The 17,028-nt window shown below is 65.3% G+C and carries 21 protein-coding genes; 10 read left to right on the top strand and 11 right to left on the bottom strand.

Annotated elements, in window-relative coordinates:
• Positions 1-270: 270 nt before the first annotated feature.
• The 5 genes from ACE10W_RS12260 (at position 271) to arsC (ending at position 2,916) form a co-directional block, all read left to right on the top strand.
• Positions 271-813 (top strand): hypothetical protein, encoded by a 543-nt coding sequence (locus ACE10W_RS12260; protein WP_060911191.1) that lies wholly within the window; start codon positions 271-273, stop codon positions 811-813.
• 121 nt (positions 814-934) lie between these two features.
• A complete protein-coding gene (locus ACE10W_RS12255) occupies positions 935-1,297 on the top strand; it encodes a helix-turn-helix transcriptional regulator (protein WP_304551781.1) in 363 nt (120 codons plus the stop codon).
• Complete coding sequence (locus tag ACE10W_RS12250; protein WP_304551780.1) at positions 1,290-1,817, top strand: arsenate reductase ArsC; 528 nt, start codon at positions 1,290-1,292, stop codon at positions 1,815-1,817. Before ACE10W_RS12255 ends, ACE10W_RS12250 begins: the two co-directional genes overlap by 8 nt.
• The gene (locus tag ACE10W_RS12245) at positions 1,817-2,518 is read left to right on the top strand and encodes an MIP/aquaporin family protein (protein WP_304551779.1); all 702 of its coding nucleotides are present in this window, start codon (positions 1,817-1,819) and stop codon (positions 2,516-2,518) included. The genes ACE10W_RS12250 and ACE10W_RS12245 overlap by 1 nt, the downstream gene beginning before the upstream one ends.
• Complete coding sequence (gene arsC, locus ACE10W_RS12240) at positions 2,515-2,916, top strand: arsenate reductase (glutaredoxin) (RefSeq protein WP_060911187.1); 402 nt, start codon at positions 2,515-2,517, stop codon at positions 2,914-2,916. The genes ACE10W_RS12245 and arsC overlap by 4 nt, the downstream gene beginning before the upstream one ends.
• A gap of 61 nt (positions 2,917-2,977) precedes the next feature.
• Here arsC and ACE10W_RS12235 read toward each other — a convergent pair whose 3' ends face one another.
• The 3 genes from ACE10W_RS12235 to ACE10W_RS12225 are packed head-to-tail and all read right to left on the bottom strand — an operon-like array spanning position 2,978 to position 4,384.
• The gene (locus ACE10W_RS12235) at positions 2,978-3,865 is read right to left on the bottom strand and encodes a DUF1259 domain-containing protein (RefSeq protein ID WP_304551778.1); all 888 of its coding nucleotides are present in this window, start codon (positions 3,863-3,865) and stop codon (positions 2,978-2,980) included.
• Between the two features lie 37 nt (positions 3,866-3,902).
• Positions 3,903-4,136: a hypothetical protein gene (locus tag ACE10W_RS12230; protein ID WP_271555832.1), complete on the bottom strand. Its 234-nt coding sequence runs from the start codon at positions 4,134-4,136 to the stop codon at positions 3,903-3,905.
• Positions 4,137-4,150: 14 nt separating this feature from the next.
• A complete protein-coding gene (locus tag ACE10W_RS12225) occupies positions 4,151-4,384 on the bottom strand; it encodes a hypothetical protein (protein ID WP_060911186.1) in 234 nt (77 codons plus the stop codon).
• 233 nt (positions 4,385-4,617) lie between these two features.
• Here ACE10W_RS12225 and ACE10W_RS12220 point away from each other — a divergent pair, with 233 nt between their 5' ends.
• Positions 4,618-5,697 (top strand): Cj0069 family protein, encoded by a 1,080-nt coding sequence (locus ACE10W_RS12220; protein ID WP_304551777.1) that lies wholly within the window; start codon positions 4,618-4,620, stop codon positions 5,695-5,697.
• A gap of 54 nt (positions 5,698-5,751) precedes the next feature.
• On the opposite strand, the gene ACE10W_RS12215 is transcribed toward ACE10W_RS12220, so the two are convergent.
• The 3 genes from ACE10W_RS12215 to ACE10W_RS12205 all read right to left on the bottom strand — a co-directional run bounded on the left by ACE10W_RS12215 (position 5,752) and on the right by ACE10W_RS12205 (position 9,045).
• The gene (locus ACE10W_RS12215) at positions 5,752-6,732 is read right to left on the bottom strand and encodes a tripartite tricarboxylate transporter substrate binding protein (RefSeq protein WP_028172275.1); all 981 of its coding nucleotides are present in this window, start codon (positions 6,730-6,732) and stop codon (positions 5,752-5,754) included.
• Positions 6,733-6,901: 169 nt separating this feature from the next.
• Complete coding sequence (locus tag ACE10W_RS12210) at positions 6,902-7,894, bottom strand: zinc-dependent alcohol dehydrogenase family protein (protein WP_304551776.1); 993 nt, start codon at positions 7,892-7,894, stop codon at positions 6,902-6,904.
• A 323-nt stretch (positions 7,895-8,217) separates the two neighbouring features.
• Positions 8,218-9,045: an MBL fold metallo-hydrolase gene (locus ACE10W_RS12205; protein WP_304551775.1), complete on the bottom strand. Its 828-nt coding sequence runs from the start codon at positions 9,043-9,045 to the stop codon at positions 8,218-8,220.
• Between the two features lie 93 nt (positions 9,046-9,138).
• On the opposite strand from ACE10W_RS12205, the gene ACE10W_RS12200 reads away from it, so the two are divergent.
• A complete protein-coding gene (locus tag ACE10W_RS12200; protein ID WP_304551774.1) occupies positions 9,139-10,014 on the top strand; it encodes a LysR family transcriptional regulator in 876 nt (291 codons plus the stop codon).
• Here the strand turns inward: ACE10W_RS12200 and ACE10W_RS12195 are convergent.
• Together ACE10W_RS12195 and ACE10W_RS12190 are read right to left on the bottom strand one after the other, a co-directional pair.
• The gene (locus ACE10W_RS12195) at positions 9,998-10,759 is read right to left on the bottom strand and encodes a hypothetical protein (RefSeq protein WP_028172279.1); all 762 of its coding nucleotides are present in this window, start codon (positions 10,757-10,759) and stop codon (positions 9,998-10,000) included. The genes ACE10W_RS12200 and ACE10W_RS12195 overlap by 17 nt on opposite strands.
• 14 nt (positions 10,760-10,773) lie before the next feature.
• Positions 10,774-10,962 (bottom strand): hypothetical protein, encoded by a 189-nt coding sequence (locus ACE10W_RS12190; protein WP_028172280.1) that lies wholly within the window; start codon positions 10,960-10,962, stop codon positions 10,774-10,776.
• Positions 10,963-11,218: 256 nt separating this feature from the next.
• Here ACE10W_RS12190 and ACE10W_RS12185 point away from each other — a divergent pair, with 256 nt between their 5' ends.
• Positions 11,219-12,196, top strand: coding sequence for a DUF2336 domain-containing protein (locus ACE10W_RS12185; RefSeq protein ID WP_304551773.1), 978 nt, complete (start codon positions 11,219-11,221; stop codon positions 12,194-12,196).
• Here ACE10W_RS12185 and ACE10W_RS12180 read toward each other — a convergent pair whose 3' ends face one another.
• The 3 genes from ACE10W_RS12180 to ACE10W_RS12170 all read right to left on the bottom strand — a co-directional run bounded on the left by ACE10W_RS12180 (position 12,197) and on the right by ACE10W_RS12170 (position 15,614).
• On the bottom strand, positions 12,197-12,541 hold the full coding sequence (locus ACE10W_RS12180; RefSeq protein WP_011085858.1) for a DUF1491 family protein: 345 nt from the start codon (positions 12,539-12,541) through the stop codon (positions 12,197-12,199).
• A gap of 417 nt (positions 12,542-12,958) precedes the next feature.
• Entirely contained in the window at positions 12,959-13,717 is a 759-nt protein-coding gene (locus tag ACE10W_RS12175; RefSeq protein ID WP_304551772.1) for a peptidoglycan-binding domain-containing protein, read from the bottom strand.
• Positions 13,710-15,614: an ATP-binding protein gene (locus tag ACE10W_RS12170; RefSeq protein ID WP_304551771.1), complete on the bottom strand. Its 1,905-nt coding sequence runs from the start codon at positions 15,612-15,614 to the stop codon at positions 13,710-13,712. Before ACE10W_RS12170 ends, ACE10W_RS12175 begins: the two co-directional genes overlap by 8 nt.
• Positions 15,615-16,004: 390 nt before the next feature.
• On the opposite strand from ACE10W_RS12170, the gene ACE10W_RS12165 reads away from it, so the two are divergent.
• Together ACE10W_RS12165 and ACE10W_RS12160 are read left to right on the top strand one after the other, a co-directional pair.
• Positions 16,005-16,439 (top strand): DUF5330 domain-containing protein, encoded by a 435-nt coding sequence (locus tag ACE10W_RS12165; protein ID WP_304551770.1) that lies wholly within the window; start codon positions 16,005-16,007, stop codon positions 16,437-16,439.
• Positions 16,440-16,507: 68 nt separating this feature from the next.
• A complete protein-coding gene (locus tag ACE10W_RS12160) occupies positions 16,508-16,936 on the top strand; it encodes a SufE family protein (RefSeq protein ID WP_011085853.1) in 429 nt (142 codons plus the stop codon).
• The last annotated feature ends 92 nt before the right edge of the window (positions 16,937-17,028 follow it).

Genomic DNA, 17,028 nt, shown 5'->3' with positions numbered 1-17,028 from the left:
CGCAGCAAGCCATCAACGCCGCCGGCTATGCGCAGTATTTCGGCCGCGACCATCTCGGCGCAATCAGGGGGCGTCGTTCGTCTTCGGCATTGCCGGCGCAGCGTTCGGCCCGCTGCCTTTCGCGGCAAGCGTCGATTGGGCCGGAAGCTATGCGGCCGTCCTGATCGGTTGCTGCATGCTTTGCATTGTCTGCGGCGCCGGAGCATTCGCCGTCAAACGACCGTTCTCGTCGGCGGAGTCGATGATGAACTGCAAGATGGGAGCAACGCCATGACAGGCGGAGAAACGACCATCGTGGCTGGCATCGAAATTCCTTCGACCGACGCCTTCTTTCTGGCGGTGGTCCTGGGGCTGCATATTCCCCTGGGCCTTGCGTGCGTTGCGATCGGCGCAATCGCGATGTTGAGTGAGAAGCGTCGCGGGCGTCATTCGAGACTTGGGACGACCTATTTCTGGTCCCTGCTGGCGCTCGTCGCGTCCGCGACGTTACTGTCACTTATGCGCTGGGCCGAAAACTATCACTTGTTCGTACTCGGTGTGTTGTCATTCACTTGCGCCTGGATCGGGCGCACCGCGCTCCGGCGCCGCTGGTGGTATTGGGTCAGGCTGCATATAGCTGGGATGGGCCTGTCGTACATACTGGTGCTGGTTGCTTTCTACGTAGACAACGGAAGGCAGCTTCCGCTTTGGAAGGACCTGCCCCATTTCATGTACTGGCTGATACCGCTGGCCGTTGGTATTCCGCTTATCGTTCGCGCGCTTCTGTGGCCGCCGTTGGCACCCGCCCGCCATGATTTCCACTTGATGCGGTAATTTGCGATGCGCGCCAATCGATGCCCTCAAGCCAATGCGGCCGAATAGCTCCTTCCGACGCTTGACGGGCCCTCCGGATTTCGGATTGACGAGCATCTAATAATTCCATAAATCTGGATATATGGAAGCCGAAGAAGCCGTTCTCGCCCTCGCGGCGCTGTCCCAATCGACCCGTCTGGAGGCCTTCCGGACGTTGGTCAAACATGAGCCCGATGGCCTTGCGGCAGGCGACCTCGCGCGCCAGCTGGAAGTGCCGCCCAACACGCTTTCGGCCCATCTGTCGATCTTGACGCGCGCGCGCCTCGTGACCTCCGAGCGGCGCAGCCGTTCGATCGTCTATCGCGCCAACCTCGCCGTGTTTCGCGACGTCGCGGTTTTCCTGCTTCGGGATTGCTGCGGCGGGCGACCGGAAGTTTGCGAGCCGGTCGTCGAAAGCCTCCAAGCCTGCTGCTCTCCAAAGCGAAAGGGGCGTATCCGTGCCTAATCAAATCTACAATGTCCTGTTCCTGTGTACCGGCAATTCAGCACGCTCGATCCTCGCCGAGTCGATCCTCAGGAAGGACGGAGCCAGCCGCTTTCAGGCATTCTCCGCCGGAAGCACCCCGAAAGGCGCGGTCCACCCGCTGGCGCTGCGCACGCTGGAAAGCATGGACTATCCCACCGACGGGATGCGCTCGAAGAGCTGGCTGGAGTTCGCTGCTCCCAATGCGCCGGTGATGGATTTCGTCTTCACCGTTTGTGACAATGCCGCCGGCGAGGCCTGCCCCATCTGGCCGGGGCAGCCGATGACCGCGCACTGGGGTATCGAGGATCCCGCCGCAGCCGAGGGCACCGATCTGGAGAAGCAGGCGGCGTTCGTCACAGCGTTCCGCTACCTCAAGAATCGGATCGATACCTTCGTGAACCTCCCATTGAGAAGTATCGACAGGCTTTCACTTGGCACGAAGCTGCGCGAGATCGGCCGCGCCGAGGGCGCAGCACGTCCAGCGCCAAGGGCCGGCTGATGGACACGTTCGACCTTTCCCGACGCCTGGTCGCCGAAGCGCTCGGCACCGGCATTCTCGTCGCCACCGTCGTCGGGTCCGGCATCATGGCCGAGACGCTGAGCAAGGACGTGGCTCTTGCGCTCCTCTGCAATACGTTGCCGACCGGGGCCATTCTCGTTGTCCTGATCACCGTGCTCGGTCCGATCTCCGGCGCGCATTTCAATCCGGCAGTGACGCTGGTCTTCACCGGCAAGCGCGAGCTGCCGGCGAATGAAGCCGCGCTATACGTCATCGCTCAGATCGTCGGTGGCGCGATCGGGACGATTGCGGCGCACCTGATGTTCGCGCACCCCGTGATCGACCTGTCGATGAAGGTCCGGACCGGCGGAGCGCAGTGGTTCGCGGAAGCCGTCGCCGCTTTCGGACTGATCGTCACGATCCTCGCCGGCATCCGCTTTCAGCGCGCGGCCGTTCCCTGGCTGGTCGGCCTCTACATCACGGCCGCATATTGGTTCACCGCATCGACGTCGTTTGCAAATCCGGCGGTCGCAATTGCGCGTTCGCTCACGAACACCTTTTCCGGCATTCGGCCCGTCGATCTTCCCGGGTTCATTCTCGCGGAGCTCTGCGGAGCGATCGCCGGCATGCTGCTGATGAATTGGCTGCTCGGGCGCGCCGAAGTGCGCGGCCCGGTTGCTGTTGCGGAGACCCGATCATGAGCGTCACGATCTATCACAACCCGGATTGCGGAACCTCGCGCAACACGCTCGCGATGATCCGGCAGAGCGGTGCCGAGCCCACCGTTATTGAATACCTCAAGACCCCACCATCGCGCGAAACGCTCAAGCAACTGATCGCAGCGATGGGAATATCGGTCCGCGCATTGCTGCGCGAGAAGGGGACGCCGTACAAGGAGCTCGGCCTTGCCGACCCCAAATGGACGGACGATGAACTGCTCGACGCGATGATGGCACATCCCATTCTGATCAATCGTCCGATCGTGGTGACGGCGAAGGGCACGCGACTGTGCCGGCCCTCCGAAGCCGTCGTCGACCTCCTGGACAATCCCCTCGGCCGGTTTGTGAAGGAGGACGGCGAGGTGATCGAAGCCAGGTAGGCACGAACGAAGAACGCATTTCGCCCCGACGGCCCGATCAGAGACCGAGACAGATCGGACATCAGTTCTTCGTACTCGCCGTCTTGTCGAGCGCGGCACGCACGCCATTGGCGAGCTTGATCGCGTCGTCGTTCGCCCAGAAGTGCATGAAGAAGAGACGCGGCTGCTCGTCCAGCATGTGGCTATGAAGCGCCGTTACGGAGATGCCATGGGACCGGAGCGCCATGATCACGGGATTCACCTCGTCGCCGGTCAGCACGAAGTCGCCGGTGATGGCCGCCCTGCCGCCGCCGGTCGGCTGGAAGTTCACACCGGTCGCAACGCCCATGGGGCCGACGGGACTTAACTGCATTCCGTGCTCGGTAATCGGATCGCGGCGGGGAACGTTGAACTGATAGACACCGCCGTTGGCCTGCCCCTTGACGCCGATGATCTGATCGAGCTTGGCCGTGTCGAGATCAATGGCAGGCGGCGGGACCGCCGGAGCCGGCGCCGACATAGGCGTCTTGCTCTCGGCAAGCGCGGTCTTGATGGCGGTCGCGATCTTGAGCGGATCACCGTGCCCGGCCACATGCATGTAGAATGTCGCCGGAACCGCGCCGAGCAGATGGTTGTGAACAGCCGTAATCTCCAACCCGCTCTCGATCATCTTCTGCATGACCGGGTTGATTTCCGATTCGAGCAGCACCAGATCGCCCATTGCCATGACGGCGCCATGCGCGGGCTTGAACGCGACCCAGCCGCCCAGCGCCAGCGAAGGCTTGATGGTGACGCCGTCGAGCGTCACCGTGAGGTCGGTGCGGGGAAAGCCATAACGATGCACGTCGCCGGCGACGGCCGGCTTTCGGCCCAGCGCATCATCGACCTTCTGCCAGTCGACATCCTGCGCGTGAGCGGTCGCGATGAAGCATGCGCCGATGCCCATCAGCGGCAGAATTGCACTTCGCATTGATCTGCTCCCTCGAGCGAAATCCGGTTTCCGGAGTTCAGTTCTGCTCTTTGATCTGGCCGGCACCGTCGATAAGGAGCCGCACCGGCTTGCCGTTCTTGACCGCCTTGGCGGTCGTCCCCTCCGCCGTCGACTTGATCTCGCTGACCTGCGTGTAGCCAGCCGCCTGGATCCTGGCGATCAACTCGTCTTGAGTCAGCGCGCGTGCGGTCGGCACGCCAGCCGCGATCGCCAGAAACAGGAAGGTGAAAAAGATTGTCCATGTTCGCATGGTCGTTCTCCCGGTCATGTCCCGCCCCAGGTGAAGTCCGCTTTTGCGACGCTGCCCTTCCAAATGGCGCAGATCGAGAGGTCACGCCCCTGACGCAGGTCCGCCGGGACGCCCTTGTCGGTATGCGCGCCGACAGGCTCCGGCGCGCCGCGCGGGAGCGATGAGCCGAAACGATCTGTCGGATGAATTCGGAGTGTGGGGTGACATGCTGCGCCCTTGGTGACGATCAGGACGCGATTCTTGGGCATGACGCCTCACGGGGAGATCGCACATCCCCGTTGCCTGAAATAGAAAACCCGGAACGCCGAGCTGTCAACCTGCGCGTCGCGCGAAAGCACCGCGTAGGCCCCGGGTGGAACCGCGCGACCGTCTTGAAAGCCGAGGCCGATCTCACGTAAGGTCGTCCGCATGGGGGCAATGCAGACCCCCCATGAGACTTCGGTCCAAGCTCTGCGCAGCACGCACTTCGTGGAGCTTGCGCATGGATACCGAACAACACTTTCCTCTCCGATCCACCGTTGCCATCCTCTCACGCGGCGATGCCGCCGCGCGGGCGGATGCCACACCGCAGAACAGCCGCTTCGTCCGCGTCTTCGAGGCACTCGCCGCCGCCGGCATCGAAGCCCGGCCCGTCATCTACGACGAAACCTTTGCCGACGCCGTCCGCGATCAATTGCTTGCGGTCGACGGCGTGCTCGTCTGGGTCGACCCGATCCATCAAGGCAAGACACGCGCTGACCTCGATCCCCTGCTCCGCGACGTCGCGGCGCGAGGGCCATGGGTGAGCGCGCACCCGGACGTCATCCTGAAGATGGGCGTCAAGGAGGTCCTCTACAGAACACGCCACCTGGGCTGGGGCGCCGACACGCATCGCTACGACACGTCCGCAAGCTTCCGCGCCGAGTTTCCGTCGCGCCTTCAGACCGACGGACCGCGCGTGCTGAAACAAAACCGCGGCAATGGAGGCCAGGGCGTCTGGAAAGTGGAGGCCATTGCAGAGGCGAGCGCCATGGTTCGCGTGCTCCATGCAACGCGCGGCAGCCTGCCGGAGGACATGTCGCTCGATGCCTTCATCGCCCGGTGCGAACCCTATTTCGGCTGGGGCGGCTGCATCATCGATCAGGCGTTTCAACCGCGCCTGCCCGACGGGATGATCCGCTGCTACATGAGCGGCTCCAAGGTCGCGGGCTTTGGCCAGCAACGGATCAAGGCCTTGATCCCGCCGCCGCCGGAAGGCCCCGATGCAGCGGAGGCGCAACCCGGCCCGCGCATCATGCACGGACCCGATGCTCCACCGTTCCAGGCGCTGCGAAGATCGATGGAGAACGAATGGACGCCGCAGATGATGGACACGCTCGGCATCGATGAATCCTCGCTGCCGGTGATCTGGGACGCGGACTTTCTCTACGGACCTCGCAACGCGGCAGGCGCCGACACATACGTTCTGTGCGAGATCAACGCGAGTTCCTGTTTTGCGATTCCCGACGAGGCACCTGCGGCGATTGCGCGGACGGTGAAGCACCGTCTGCTGACAACCCAGGAGGCCGGCTCCGGCAGATAGGAGAAGACGGCATCTGACGGAGGCCGCAGCAGCGGCGCTGCGGCCTCCCCTGGATCAGATCTTCGGGATCTTCGCCCGCTCGACCACGCCCGACCATTTGGTGATCTCGGTTTCGATCAGCGCCTTCATCTCCGCCGGCGAGCTGCCACGGACCTCGCCGCCGACGGCCGTCTCCAGACGTTGCCTGAGGTCTGGGTCCTTGAGCGCATCGAGCGTCGCTGCATTGAGCGCGGCGATGATGGCGGGCGGCGTTCCCTTCGGGGCCAGCAGGCCCGCCCAGGTGCGCACGTCGTATCCCTTGATGCCGGCCTCCTGAACCGTCGGGACGTCAGGCAATAGCGCAGTCCGCGTCGGCGAGGTCACCGCAAGGCCGCGGATCGCGCCGCTCTGGATTTGCGGCGCGAGCAGGACCGGCGTGCCGACGATGACCGGAACCTCTCCGCCGAGAAGCGCGGTGACGGATTGCGAATCGCCGCGATACGGCACATGCACGATCTCGATGCCGGCCGTTGCGTTCAGCAGCTCGCCCGCAAGGTGATGTGTGCTGCCGAAACCGACCGAACCGAAGCTGAGCGAGCCGGGCTTCTCCTTCGCCATGGCGACGAGCTCGCCCAGCGACTTCGCCGGGTAGTCACTGCGCACAGCAATGACGAGCGCGTAATAGACCAGCGTCGAGATCATCTCGAAACTGTCCGCGGGCTGGTAGGCGAGGCTCTTGTAGGTCGCCGCGGAAATCGCGTGGGCGCCTGTGACGAGCCCGAGCGTGTAGCCGTCAGGCGCCGCCTTGGCGACGGCATCCGCCGCGAGGTTGCCGCCGGCGCCCGGTTTGGCCTCGACGATGATCGGCTGCCCGAGCCGCTTCGCGAGCCCGTCGGCGATGATGCGCGACAGCGTGTCGGCCGCGCCGCCTGCGGCAAATCCGTGCAGCAGGCGGATCGGGCGCGACGGATAATTGTCCGCAAGTGCCACTGTGCCGGCGGCGAGAAACCCGCCAAGCAGAAACGTTGCCGCAGCAAGCCGTCTCATCCATCGCATGGATGCGTTCTCCCTTTTTGACCGTTCTATCGTTGGCCGCAGCGAAGGCGGCGTTCTCCAGGCCGGGCCGCCTGACGGGCGAACCCGGCGCATTCAGGCGATGGCGGCATGCTCCGAACGGGCGCACGGGCGAAGTTCGGCGTGTGATGTCATCGTGCCGTCCATCCCTTCATGGCGTCATGATGATCTTGCCGAGCGCCGAGCCCTGCTCGAGCAGCGTGTGGGCCTGCCTGACCTGGTCCAGCTTCAGGACCGCCGAGACGGCCGGCTTGATGGCATTACGGCTCAGAGCCTCGATCACGCTGCGCATCAGGGCGCGGCGGCCGTCGCGATCGTGGTCGTAGATGTGGAAGGAGAAGCAGCGCACGGCGGGACAGATGTCGAGGTGATTGCGCATCGCCGCCATCAGGTTCTCTTCCGGAAGGCCCGCGAAGGCGTTGTAGGAGAGCAGCGTCCCCCATTTGCCGAGCGCGCCGAGATAGGCGGTGAACTCGGGCCCGCAGACGTGATCGAGCACGAGGCCGACGCCCTCGCCGCTGGTCAGCTCGCGGGTTCGCGCCACGACATCCTCGCGGCGGTAGAAGATGATGTGATCGGCACCGTTCGCCTTCGCGAACTCCGCCTTCGCTTCGGTCGAGACCGTGCCGATCACGGTCATCTGCGCGAGCTTGGCGAGCTGCACCAGCGCGGTGCCGACGCCGCCGGCCGCGCCGATCACCAGCACGCTTGCCGGCGCGCGTGGGTGGCGGCATTCGTGCAGGAGTGCGTAGGCCACCTGATAGTTCGACAGGCACACGGCGGCTTGCAGATCGACATGGTCGGGCAATGCGTGAACGGCGTCCGCGGGGGCAACCACGTAGTCGGCGTAGCAGCCGCCACGTTGCGACAGGTCGCGCGCGCTCAGCAGCACCTTCTGGCCGACGGCAAGCCCCTCCACGCCGGGCCCGAGCGCGGAAATGCGGCCCGCGACATCATTGCCGGGATTGGCCGGCAGCGGCGGCATCCATTTGTAGACGCCGCGCCGGATCAGCGCGTCGGGCTGCCCGACCCCGAACGCCTCGGCCCGGATCTGCACCTGCCCGGCGCCCGGCACGGGCACCGGGAGCTCGACCAATTCGAGTGCATCCGGCCCACCCGGCTGACGCACCAGCACCGCCCTCATGATTTCGCCCCGCCTCCCCAAACTGCATTTTCGAAAATAATACTGTTTACGAAAATTATTGCAAGGCGGTCGTCGCGCGAAGATCTCTCCTGAAGTGGAATCGGCCGGCTACCATCGGAAGGACGAAGATAGGAAATCGCCGTGATCCCGACGCGCGGCGGCTGGCGTCCCGGTCATTTTCGAAAATAGCACGCCAGCCGGAAAAAGCCGGCGCGCCGTTCGGGCTTGCGAGGGCGGCCGGCGGCCGCCTCACGCGCGCGCATCGGGGGACCTAAGGCGTCGGACGTCTGCGCGCATGAAGCGTTGACGGGTCCGGCGCGCACTCAGTGCGTCCCGCACCGGCAGTTCTCGTAATCGACGGGATCGTGGCTGTTGACGATCCTCACGCGGCCGCCGTGGGAGAGCTTCAGCGCGCGCAGCCGCGCCTGGTTGGCGATCCGCTGCGTGCGGTCCATGTCGGCGCGGCGCTGGAAATAGCCGAGCACCAGCGGCATGCGCGGGGATGCCGCGAGCTGGCCGTGATGGAAATAGCTGTCGCCGGCATGCAGCAGCCATGTGTCGCCTGATCGGACCGCGATGCCGCAATGGCCGAGCGTATGGCCGGCGAGCGGGATCATCAGGATGTCCGCCTCCTTGTCGCCGAGCGCGCGCACGCCCTTGAAGCCGAACCAGTCTTCGCCGGCTTCGCCATAGAACGTCCAGCTCGGTCCATGGCTCCACTGCCCGGTGACATAGCGCCCTTGCGGCGGCGCCGGCCTGCTCTGCACCGCCATGTCGTATTCGGCGCGATGGACGTGGATCGCGGCATGGGGAAAGTCGGGCACGCCGCCGGCGTGATCGCGATCGAGATGCGTCAGCAGCACGTGGCGCACGTCTTTGGGCGAATAGCCGAGCGCCTTCACCTGCTCGAGCGCCGTCTCGGACGGATCGAGCCTTGGCGCGGTCTGGCGCAGCCATCGCCGTCCGAGCCGGTCAGGGGCTGCGATATCGCCAAGCCCGATGCCGGTATCGACCAGGGAAAGCCCGTCACCCGTTTCGACCAGCAGGCAGTGGCAGACCATGCGGGCGCGCTGGAACAGGCCGCCGGTGCCGTTTACCAGGCGGCGGCCCATCGGGCACATCGTCCCGGTGTTGAGATGATGGATTTTCATGGAGGACCTCGCCCGTTGTGAACAGGGCGTTCTTGTCATCGTCCGATCCATAGGTAAAATATTGAATATTGATCATATCTCTAGGCTCATCCTATGGACATCCGCGAGCTCCGCTACTTCGCCGCCGTCTATCGCGCGCGCAACCTGACCGCCGCGGCGCGGGCCTGCTTCGTGTCGCAGCCATCGATCTCGACCGCGATCACCAATCTGGAAGCCGAGCTCGGCACCACGCTTTTCATCCGGCACAAGAAGGGCGTCGCGCCCACCGCCTCGGCCGAGCAGTTTCACGCACTGGCCCGCCGCATCATCGACGAGGCGGACGCCGCGCGCGGCCTGTTCAGGAAGCCGGCGACCAGGACGACGGTCACGCTCGGCCTGATGCGCACGCTCGACGTGCCCCGAACGATCGCGCTGCTGAAGCCGCTGACGGCGCGCAGCGACATCGCGCTGCGCCTCGTCGGCAGCGACGAGCGCGCCGATGCGCGGATCATCTCGAAGTCCATGCTGCGCGCTGACGAGCATTTCGTCGCGCTGTGGAGCGAGCGTTATGTCGCCGCGCTGCCGCCGTCGCATCCGCTGACGCTGAAGGAGAAGCTCCGTGCCGCCGATCTCGCCGGCGCTGCCATGATCGACCGCTGCCATTGCGAGCAGAGCCAGTTCTTCGGCCGCGCCGCGCAGCGGCGCCAGACCGCGGCGATCGCGCAATCGGAAGACTGGGCCATGGCGCTGGTCGCCGCCGGCGTCGGCATCGCCATCGTTCCCGAGGGCGTGGCGCGCTGCAATCCAGACGTCGCGGTGCGCGAGATCGAGGTCAAGGTCAAGCGCGAAGTCGGCCTCGCCTACCGCGCATCAGTGCCGCTGGCGGATGCGCTGAGGGATCTTGTCGGGAAGCTTCAGAAGCAGCAGCGCAAGCCCGATCGGACTGCGCGCCAGCGCAGTGCGCGCAAAACGCTCAGCCCTTCGAGATGACCGCGCGGCCGTAGGGCGGCTGCGCTTGGACCGGCGGGTTGGCGGTCTGGGCCGCGAGCTCGCCGATCAGGCGGTCGGCGTCGGCGGCCATGCCGTCGGGCGCCTGGATCACCAGGCGCTCCAACGCCCAGCGATAGGAGGAGACGCGCTGCTCCAGGCACTGCTGCACCCACTGGATGATCAGCGAGTTCTCCTGCATGCGCGCGACCGCGTCGTCTCTCTCCCTCGGAGAGAGGCCGGAGACGCGCGCCATGCTGGCATCGCGCTTCCTGTCGAGGTCGATGACCTTGATCGCGGAGGCGAAGAACGGCTCGAAGCGGGTGGTGTCGTTGCGCACGTCCTCGATCAGCTGCGCATAGCGCGAGGAGTGCGAGCGGTGCGGCTCGTCGATCAGCGTGCGCCCGTACATGGTGCGGTCGAACACGACCTTCTGCCGCCACGGTGACGGCAAGGCCTTGTAGTCGCCGAACACGCTCTTCCATGCGGGGCGCGACAGCGGCGGCTCGATCAGGGGATAGGCGAGGTCGCGAAGCTGGCGCTCCTCGTCGGTGAGCTGGAATTGCGACGGTCTCAACCCGACGCTGCCGGTGGCCTCGGTGCCGAGCCAGCGATGCATGTCGTCGCTGCGCATATCGGCGCGGGTGCGGCCGAAATCGCCGCCGCTACAGGCCCCGAGCGTGGCGCCGAGCAGCGCGAGCAGGACGGCCGATACGAAGGGCCGGATCTTGTGGATGGTGTCCGGCATTGCAAAAGCCGGATCTAGCGGCGACGACGACGGCGCCCCGGCGCTGTGCCCGCTTCCGGCCCACGATCGCCGCTGGTTTCGTCCGCCTCGCGCTCGATGCGGATCACGGGAAGGATCAGAATCGTCCCCATGTCCGCGCGCGGTGCGACGTCCCCCGACGAGCCTACCCGGCGACCGGCCGGAAATTCGATGATGGTCCCCATGTCAGCTCTCTTCAATTGCCGCGCGACCGAATGCGCCCCTGCAACATGCGGATCATTAAGATCAGCTCATGGTTAACGGGGTGTAAAGATGTGCTCTGGACCGTAACCGCACGGAACCCGCCGCGCCGTCCCGTTGCGGCACGACAATGCCTTGAATTGCGGGGGCGGCTTCACGCCTCGTTTTCCTTAACGAGGCTTTAAAAGAACCTGCGCTAGGCTCACTCGCAAGTCTCTTTTCCGAGTTGCGTACGCCTCCATGACCAAGTCGCTGTTTCCCGGATTCGACGGGCTGATGACCCTCTCCCGTCGCGAAGGCGTCGATGTTCGCCCGACGCTGCTGCGCGTGCTGACCGACCTCTATGTCCAGACGCGCGTCCACAGCGAGGACGAACAGCGGCAATTCGTCGAACTCGCCACGCGACTGATCGACCAGGTCGACGATGCGACGCGCGCCGCCGTCAAGGCGCGGCTTGCGGTCTATCCGCAGACGCCCGTCCCTATCCTGCAGAAGCTCGGGCTGGTCGCCGCCCAGGAAGGCCGCAGGGTTCCGCTCGCGCGCGAAATCGCGGCGCCCCCGCCCGCGCCCTCCCCGGTCCGCGCGCCGACCGAGGCCGAGCAGCGTATGGCCTGGAACATGGCGATGCAGCCGACGGACGCCGCCGAAATCCACGACATGTTCTTTCACGCCGATGCGTCCCAGCGCGCGCTGATCCTGCACAATCTGGAGCAGACGCCGCTGAAGGCCGCGCCGCGGATTCCGACCGTGCGCGCCAAGCGCGCGATCCAGATCCTGGAGATGGCGGCGATCGCGGGCGACGTCGAGAATTTCACCTACGAGCTCGGCGACAGCCTGATCCTGCCCTCGCGCGTCGCGGCAGAGATCGTCGACGATCCCGGCGGCGAAGCGCTCGCGGTCGCCGCGCGCGCGCTCGACATGCCGAGCCCGAACTTCCAGCGCATCCTCTTATTCTTCAAGCCGGAGATCGGCAACTCCGTGAACAACGTGTACCGGCTGTCGCGGCTCTACGATCGCCTCGGCGAGCGCTCCGCGCTGGTGATGCTGGCCGCCTGGCGCGGCTCCGCGCTCGCGGTGACGCGGGCAAAGTATCAGTCGTCGCTGCACGATGGGGAACGCCAGCGTGCGCGTGCGGGCGCAAGCCAGACGCGGCCCGGCGTGCAGCCCGGCTCCAGCCCAACGGTGCGGACCGGCACCGGCGGGTCGTCGGATCACTAGTCAGGTCTTCGCCAATTCCAGGAAGTGCCGCCCGGCGCGGTCTTCGGTCTCGACGATCCAGGCATCCGAATCGAAGCGGATTTCCTTGGTCAGCCGTTCCTCGACCGCGGGCTCCGGCAGCGGCTGCGATGCAACCGGCACGAAGAAGCGGTCGACGGGCCGGCCGTCGTCATAGACGGTCTGCGGCGCCGGCACGTAGAGCATCGCATTGCCGTCGAGCAGCGACACCTTCACGAACACCGCGCCCGCCTCCTCGGCGCCGCGACGGCGCACCGCCCCGAACACGCCCTCGCTCTGGCACCGGCGCAAATAAGCCGCGACCCATATGTTGGATTTCAAACGCATGAGTCGGACGATAGGCCAGTACGACGCGTCCCGCCAGTCTCGGCGCGCGCGCTACGCCTTGCCTGCACCCCTGTCCGCCGCCGATCTGGCGTGCGACGAGATATGACAGCGGCATCGCAAGCGCAAACCCGATGGCCGCGGCATAGGGGATGTTCTTGATCGCCTCCGCGGCAAGGCTCGGCACCATCAGCACCACGATCAGGCTGACGCCCGCCAGCACGGTACCCAGCATGATCCAGACGAGAATCGAGACCTTGAACATGATGACCTCTCTTCCTTGATGAGGATGAGCGATCATCTTCCCTGACGCCGCCGACAGTCATTGATCCCGGACAAATCACGCCGGCGCAGGGCTGGCATCCCCTTGCGGATCACGCGCGGCCAATTGATCCGCGTCAATGACGACGACAAATGTCGCTATTCGACGGGATGGCCGATCGCGGCGGCGAGCTCGCGCAGCAGGCGATCGGACACTTGGCCGGTGACCTGCATCTTGTGCTCGCGCTCGAATTTCTGGATCGCGGACTGGGTCTCGCCGCTCATCGCGCCCGTGACCTTCAAATTGCCGTAGCCGTATTCGGACAGCGCGCGCTGCACGCCGGCGATACGCCGTACGGCCGGGCTCTGCTGCGCCGGGATCGGGGCCGGCGGACGCGCGACAGCAATGGAGGAAGGCGTCGACGTCGTTTGCTTGACCAGGTTGGTCAAAGGATCGGCCGAGCGCGGCGTCGATGCGGTCGCCTCGACCGGCTTCTCCGGCGCCTTCTCGGCAACTCTCTCGACAGGCTTGGGCTCGACAGGCCGGGGCTCTACAGACTTGGGCTCTACAGACTTGGGCTCGGCGCGGAACTCCGTCGCTCTCGGCTCGAGCGGCGAGGTATCGGCGCCGACGGGGCGCGGACGCGGCAAGGGGTTCGACAGCGGCACGGACGACGGCGCGGGAAGATTGATCACGGTGCCGAACATCGGTGCCGGATGCCTTCCGGTCTGGAGGAACAGCGCATTGGCAACGATCGCGCTGATGGCGGTAACGGCGACGAGGCCGGCCAGCGTATCCTTGGGACTGTGCAGCAGCACGCGCATCACGAGGTTGCGCTCGGTCTCGATGTCGACAGCCGCAGCCTTGGCGCCACGACGGCGCGGTGCAGCTTCGCCCTTTGCAGACTTCTTAGGCACTTTTCTTCACCAGAGCAGGTTGGTCCTGAAGTTGGTCGTGATGTTGGTCGTGATGTTCCTGGCGCGGCACCGGCGTCAAAGTCGCGATCTTGCTCTCGGCCGGCATTCTATCGGCAGGTTTGGCTTGCGGCGACGTGTAGACCAGCGGCAGCTTGACGGTGACGGCGGTGCCCTCGCCGAGCCTGCTTTGTACCGTCAAATCGCCGAGATGCAACGCCACAAGACTCTTCACGATCGAAAGTCCGAGTCCGGTGCCTTCGTGACGGCGCTGATAGGTCTTGCCGGCCTGGAAGAACGGCGCACCGATACGCTTGAGGTCGTCGGGCGCGATGCCGACGCCGGTATCGCTGATACGCAGCGTGAGGTGCGCCCCCGACACCGCGGCTGATACGGAGACCTGGCCGCCGCGCTCGGTGAACTTGATGGCGTTGGCGACGAGGTTGAGCACGATCTGCTTGAAGGCTCTGGGATCGCCGGTCATGACAGGCAGGTCCTGCGGCGCGTCGGTGATGAGGTCGATGCCGTTCTCCCGCGCCTTCAGCGCCAGCAGATTGCAGCAATGCATCAGCGAGGCGCGCGGCGCGAACGGCTCCGACGCAATCTCGAAATTGCCCGATTCCATCTTGGACATGTCGAGGATGCCGTTGACGACCGACAGCAAATGCTGGCCGGAATCGTTGATCAGTTGGGCATATTCCTTGCGCTGGGCCGCACCCAGCATCAGGGCCTGCTCCTGCGCGATCATGTCGGAGAAGCCGATGATGGCGTTGAGCGGCGTGCGCAGCTCGTGGCTCATGGTGGCGAGGAAGCGCGTCTTGGCGGCGTCGGCCGCTTCGGCGGCGCTGCGGGCCTGATCGAGCGCCTGCTCGGAGAGCTTGCGATCGGTGATGTCGCGCATCACGGCGACGACTTCCGTCTCGCGTGCGACATCACGGTCAATATCCTGGCGGCCGAGATCCTGGTCGAGCGGCCGGCAGCGCATCTCGACCCAGATGAAGTCAACCTGGCCGCGCTCCGAGCCGGTCGGCTCCCGCCGCAGCCGGAACTCGACGCTGCGCACATTACCGCGCGCGGCATCGGACAAAGCGGTGAGATAGGCCGGCCGGTCGGCGACATGGACGCGATCGAACAGGCCGTGGCCGTGCAGCTGCGCGACGGGCATTCCGAGCATGGCCTCGGCGGCCGGCGAGATGAACTGCACCGCGCCGTTGCGCCGATGCCGCGAGATGACGTCGCTCATGTTGCGCGCAAGCAGGCGATAACGCTCCTCCTCACGCGACAGCAGCGCAACGCCGGTGCGTGCGAGCGACTCCGCGCCGAAAGCGAGGCCTGCAGCATAGAGGGTGGCCGAGGCGACGCCAAACGCCATCAGCAGGCTACGCTCCGCGGCACCCGGCGCGTCCAGCGGCAGCCAGCCGAGCTGGCCGACGAAAATTAGTATCCCCGCGCAGGAGAGCGCGAGCAGCGAGGCAAAGGCGGCGACGCGGCGCGAGGCCGACAGCGCAGCCTCGAGGGGAACGACGATCAGCCACACCGCGGCGAATGATTCGATGCCGCCGGTCGTGATTGCGACCGCCATGATCAGGCCGGCGAGCGCCAGCGACGACAGCACATGCGCGCCTTCGTAGCGGCCGGTGCGCGACAGGAACCAGGACAACATGATCGGCGCGATCAGCCAGGCAAAGGCCGCGACCTCGACCGCGCTCGGCGCGCCACGCATGGCGAGATAGATCGGGAATGCGGCAAACGCTGCCAGGCTGCCGAGTAGGCGCGGCGCCATGAAGGCACGATGGCGCGCTCGCGTCAGCGCGTCGTAACGCGCGGAGGGATGCAGCAGCGCATCGAGACAATCGCGGATGATACTCAAAACTGTCACGGGTCTCGCGCTTCGGCTCATTCGTCGGAGAGACGCGCCGGAACGCCTCCTTGTCGTTGAGCCACCGTGTCAGAGCGACCTTAAACGAGTGCTAAGGCGGCACGGCCCGGCGCCGGACAGCGTGTCATCGCGGAGCTTTTTAGACGATTTGACGACGTCTTCGGCGAGGATGGTGAACACAGGGTTTCACCCCGGCCGGCATGGTTTCGAATTGGTAGATACGGAAGACCGCAAGATCATGGGGGGCACGGCATCAATGGAAAATTTACGAGGCCGTCATTTTCGAAGTTTTTTGCGTAAAATTTCCGCGAATTAAGCTCAAGGCAATCACTTGCGATTTATCGAGAGTTGCTAGGTCCGACGCGCTCTGCGGAAATCGCCGCGGCGGGATCTAACATACAGGTCGATAAGATGCGCTTTCTGCTCCGCATCACATTCTGGCTCGGGCTGGTGCTGGTGCTCCTGCCGCGAGACAAGACGCCCGAATCGGAGAAGCTGCCGCAGATCGGCGCCGCCGACGCGGTGCAGGCTGCGACCGCGGCCGTCTCCGACATGACCCAGTTCTGCAAGCGCCAGCCGGCGGCGTGCGAGGTCGGCGGACAGGCCGCGTCGATCATCGGCCAGCGCGCCCAGGACGGCGCGAAGAAGATCTATCAGATCATCAACGACAAGAAAGAGCAGATCACCAACGAGAAGAACGAGAAGAGCGACAAGAAGGCGCCCGACCACACCGGCTCGATAGCACTGGCCGGCGAAGGCGACACCGCTGCGAGCGAGGCGCCGCGCGACACCCTGACCCAGGACGACCTCGCGCTGGAATGGCGCGGACCGGGGCTCGCGAATTAGCCCCCAAACCCTATCGATTTCACGGCTTCGCGTCCTTATATTGGGCTGAACGGGAACGATAGGCCAGCATGACGACGATCGACGAAATCAGGGACAATTTCGAGATTCTGGACGAGTGGGACGACCGCTACCGGTACGTCATCGAGCTTGGCCGCACCCTGGAACCGATGCCCGAGGCCGAGCATTCGGCCGCCAACAAGGTGAATGGCTGCGTCAGCCAGGTCTGGCTCCAGAAGCTGGTCGAGCGCGATGGCGGCGCGCCGATCCTGAAATATCGCGGCGACAGTGACGCTCATATCGTGCGCGGCCTGGTCGCGATCGTGCTCGCGCTCTATTCGGGCCGCACGCCGCAGCAGATCCTCGCGACCGACGCGATCGCGGTGTTCGACGAGTTCGGCTTTCGCGATCACCTGACGCCGCAGCGCTCCAACGGCCTGCGCTCGATGGTCGAGCGCATCAAGACCGACGCGAAAGAGGCGCTGGCGGAAGCCACCTGAAGATCCTCATGGTGGGAAGCGCTGCGTAGGGTGGGCAAAGGCGCACTTGCGCCGTGCCCACCATCTATCAACAATTGTGAGCCGGATGGTGG

This window comes from Bradyrhizobium sp. B025 (genome assembly GCF_042257955.1).
Taxonomy (GTDB): Bacteria; Pseudomonadota; Alphaproteobacteria; order Rhizobiales; family Xanthobacteraceae; genus Bradyrhizobium; species Bradyrhizobium diazoefficiens.
The sequence above is the reverse complement of the archived record's forward strand: the minus strand, read 5'-3'. Positions and strand labels throughout refer to the sequence as shown.

Excerpts from the sequence above, each read along its gene's own strand:
- ACE10W_RS12260 (WP_060911191.1), top strand. The coding sequence starts at position 271 with ATGACAGGCGGAGAAACGACCATCGTGGCTGGCATCGAAATTCCTTCG.
- ACE10W_RS12255 (WP_304551781.1), top strand. The coding sequence starts at position 935 with ATGGAAGCCGAAGAAGCCGTTCTCGCCCTCGCGGCGCTGTCCCAATCG.
- ACE10W_RS12245 (WP_304551779.1), top strand. The coding sequence starts at position 1,817 with ATGGACACGTTCGACCTTTCCCGACGCCTGGTCGCCGAAGCGCTCGGC.
- arsC (WP_060911187.1), top strand. The coding sequence starts at position 2,515 with ATGAGCGTCACGATCTATCACAACCCGGATTGCGGAACCTCGCGCAAC.
- ACE10W_RS12235 (WP_304551778.1), bottom strand. The coding sequence starts at position 3,865 with ATGCGAAGTGCAATTCTGCCGCTGATGGGCATCGGCGCATGCTTCATC.
- ACE10W_RS12230 (WP_271555832.1), bottom strand. The coding sequence starts at position 4,136 with ATGCGAACATGGACAATCTTTTTCACCTTCCTGTTTCTGGCGATCGCG.
- ACE10W_RS12225 (WP_060911186.1), bottom strand. The coding sequence starts at position 4,384 with ATGCCCAAGAATCGCGTCCTGATCGTCACCAAGGGCGCAGCATGTCAC.
- ACE10W_RS12220 (WP_304551777.1), top strand. The coding sequence starts at position 4,618 with ATGGATACCGAACAACACTTTCCTCTCCGATCCACCGTTGCCATCCTC.
- ACE10W_RS12215 (WP_028172275.1), bottom strand. The coding sequence starts at position 6,732 with ATGCGATGGATGAGACGGCTTGCTGCGGCAACGTTTCTGCTTGGCGGG.
- ACE10W_RS12210 (WP_304551776.1), bottom strand. The coding sequence starts at position 7,894 with ATGAGGGCGGTGCTGGTGCGTCAGCCGGGTGGGCCGGATGCACTCGAA.
- ACE10W_RS12205 (WP_304551775.1), bottom strand. The coding sequence starts at position 9,045 with ATGAAAATCCATCATCTCAACACCGGGACGATGTGCCCGATGGGCCGC.
- ACE10W_RS12200 (WP_304551774.1), top strand. The coding sequence starts at position 9,139 with ATGGACATCCGCGAGCTCCGCTACTTCGCCGCCGTCTATCGCGCGCGC.
- ACE10W_RS12195 (WP_028172279.1), bottom strand. The coding sequence starts at position 10,759 with ATGCCGGACACCATCCACAAGATCCGGCCCTTCGTATCGGCCGTCCTG.
- ACE10W_RS12190 (WP_028172280.1), bottom strand. The coding sequence starts at position 10,962 with ATGGGGACCATCATCGAATTTCCGGCCGGTCGCCGGGTAGGCTCGTCG.
- ACE10W_RS12185 (WP_304551773.1), top strand. The coding sequence starts at position 11,219 with ATGACCAAGTCGCTGTTTCCCGGATTCGACGGGCTGATGACCCTCTCC.
- ACE10W_RS12180 (WP_011085858.1), bottom strand. The coding sequence starts at position 12,541 with ATGCGTTTGAAATCCAACATATGGGTCGCGGCTTATTTGCGCCGGTGC.
- ACE10W_RS12170 (WP_304551771.1), bottom strand. The coding sequence starts at position 15,614 with ATGAGCCGAAGCGCGAGACCCGTGACAGTTTTGAGTATCATCCGCGAT.
- ACE10W_RS12165 (WP_304551770.1), top strand. The coding sequence starts at position 16,005 with ATGCGCTTTCTGCTCCGCATCACATTCTGGCTCGGGCTGGTGCTGGTG.
- ACE10W_RS12160 (WP_011085853.1), top strand. The coding sequence starts at position 16,508 with ATGACGACGATCGACGAAATCAGGGACAATTTCGAGATTCTGGACGAG.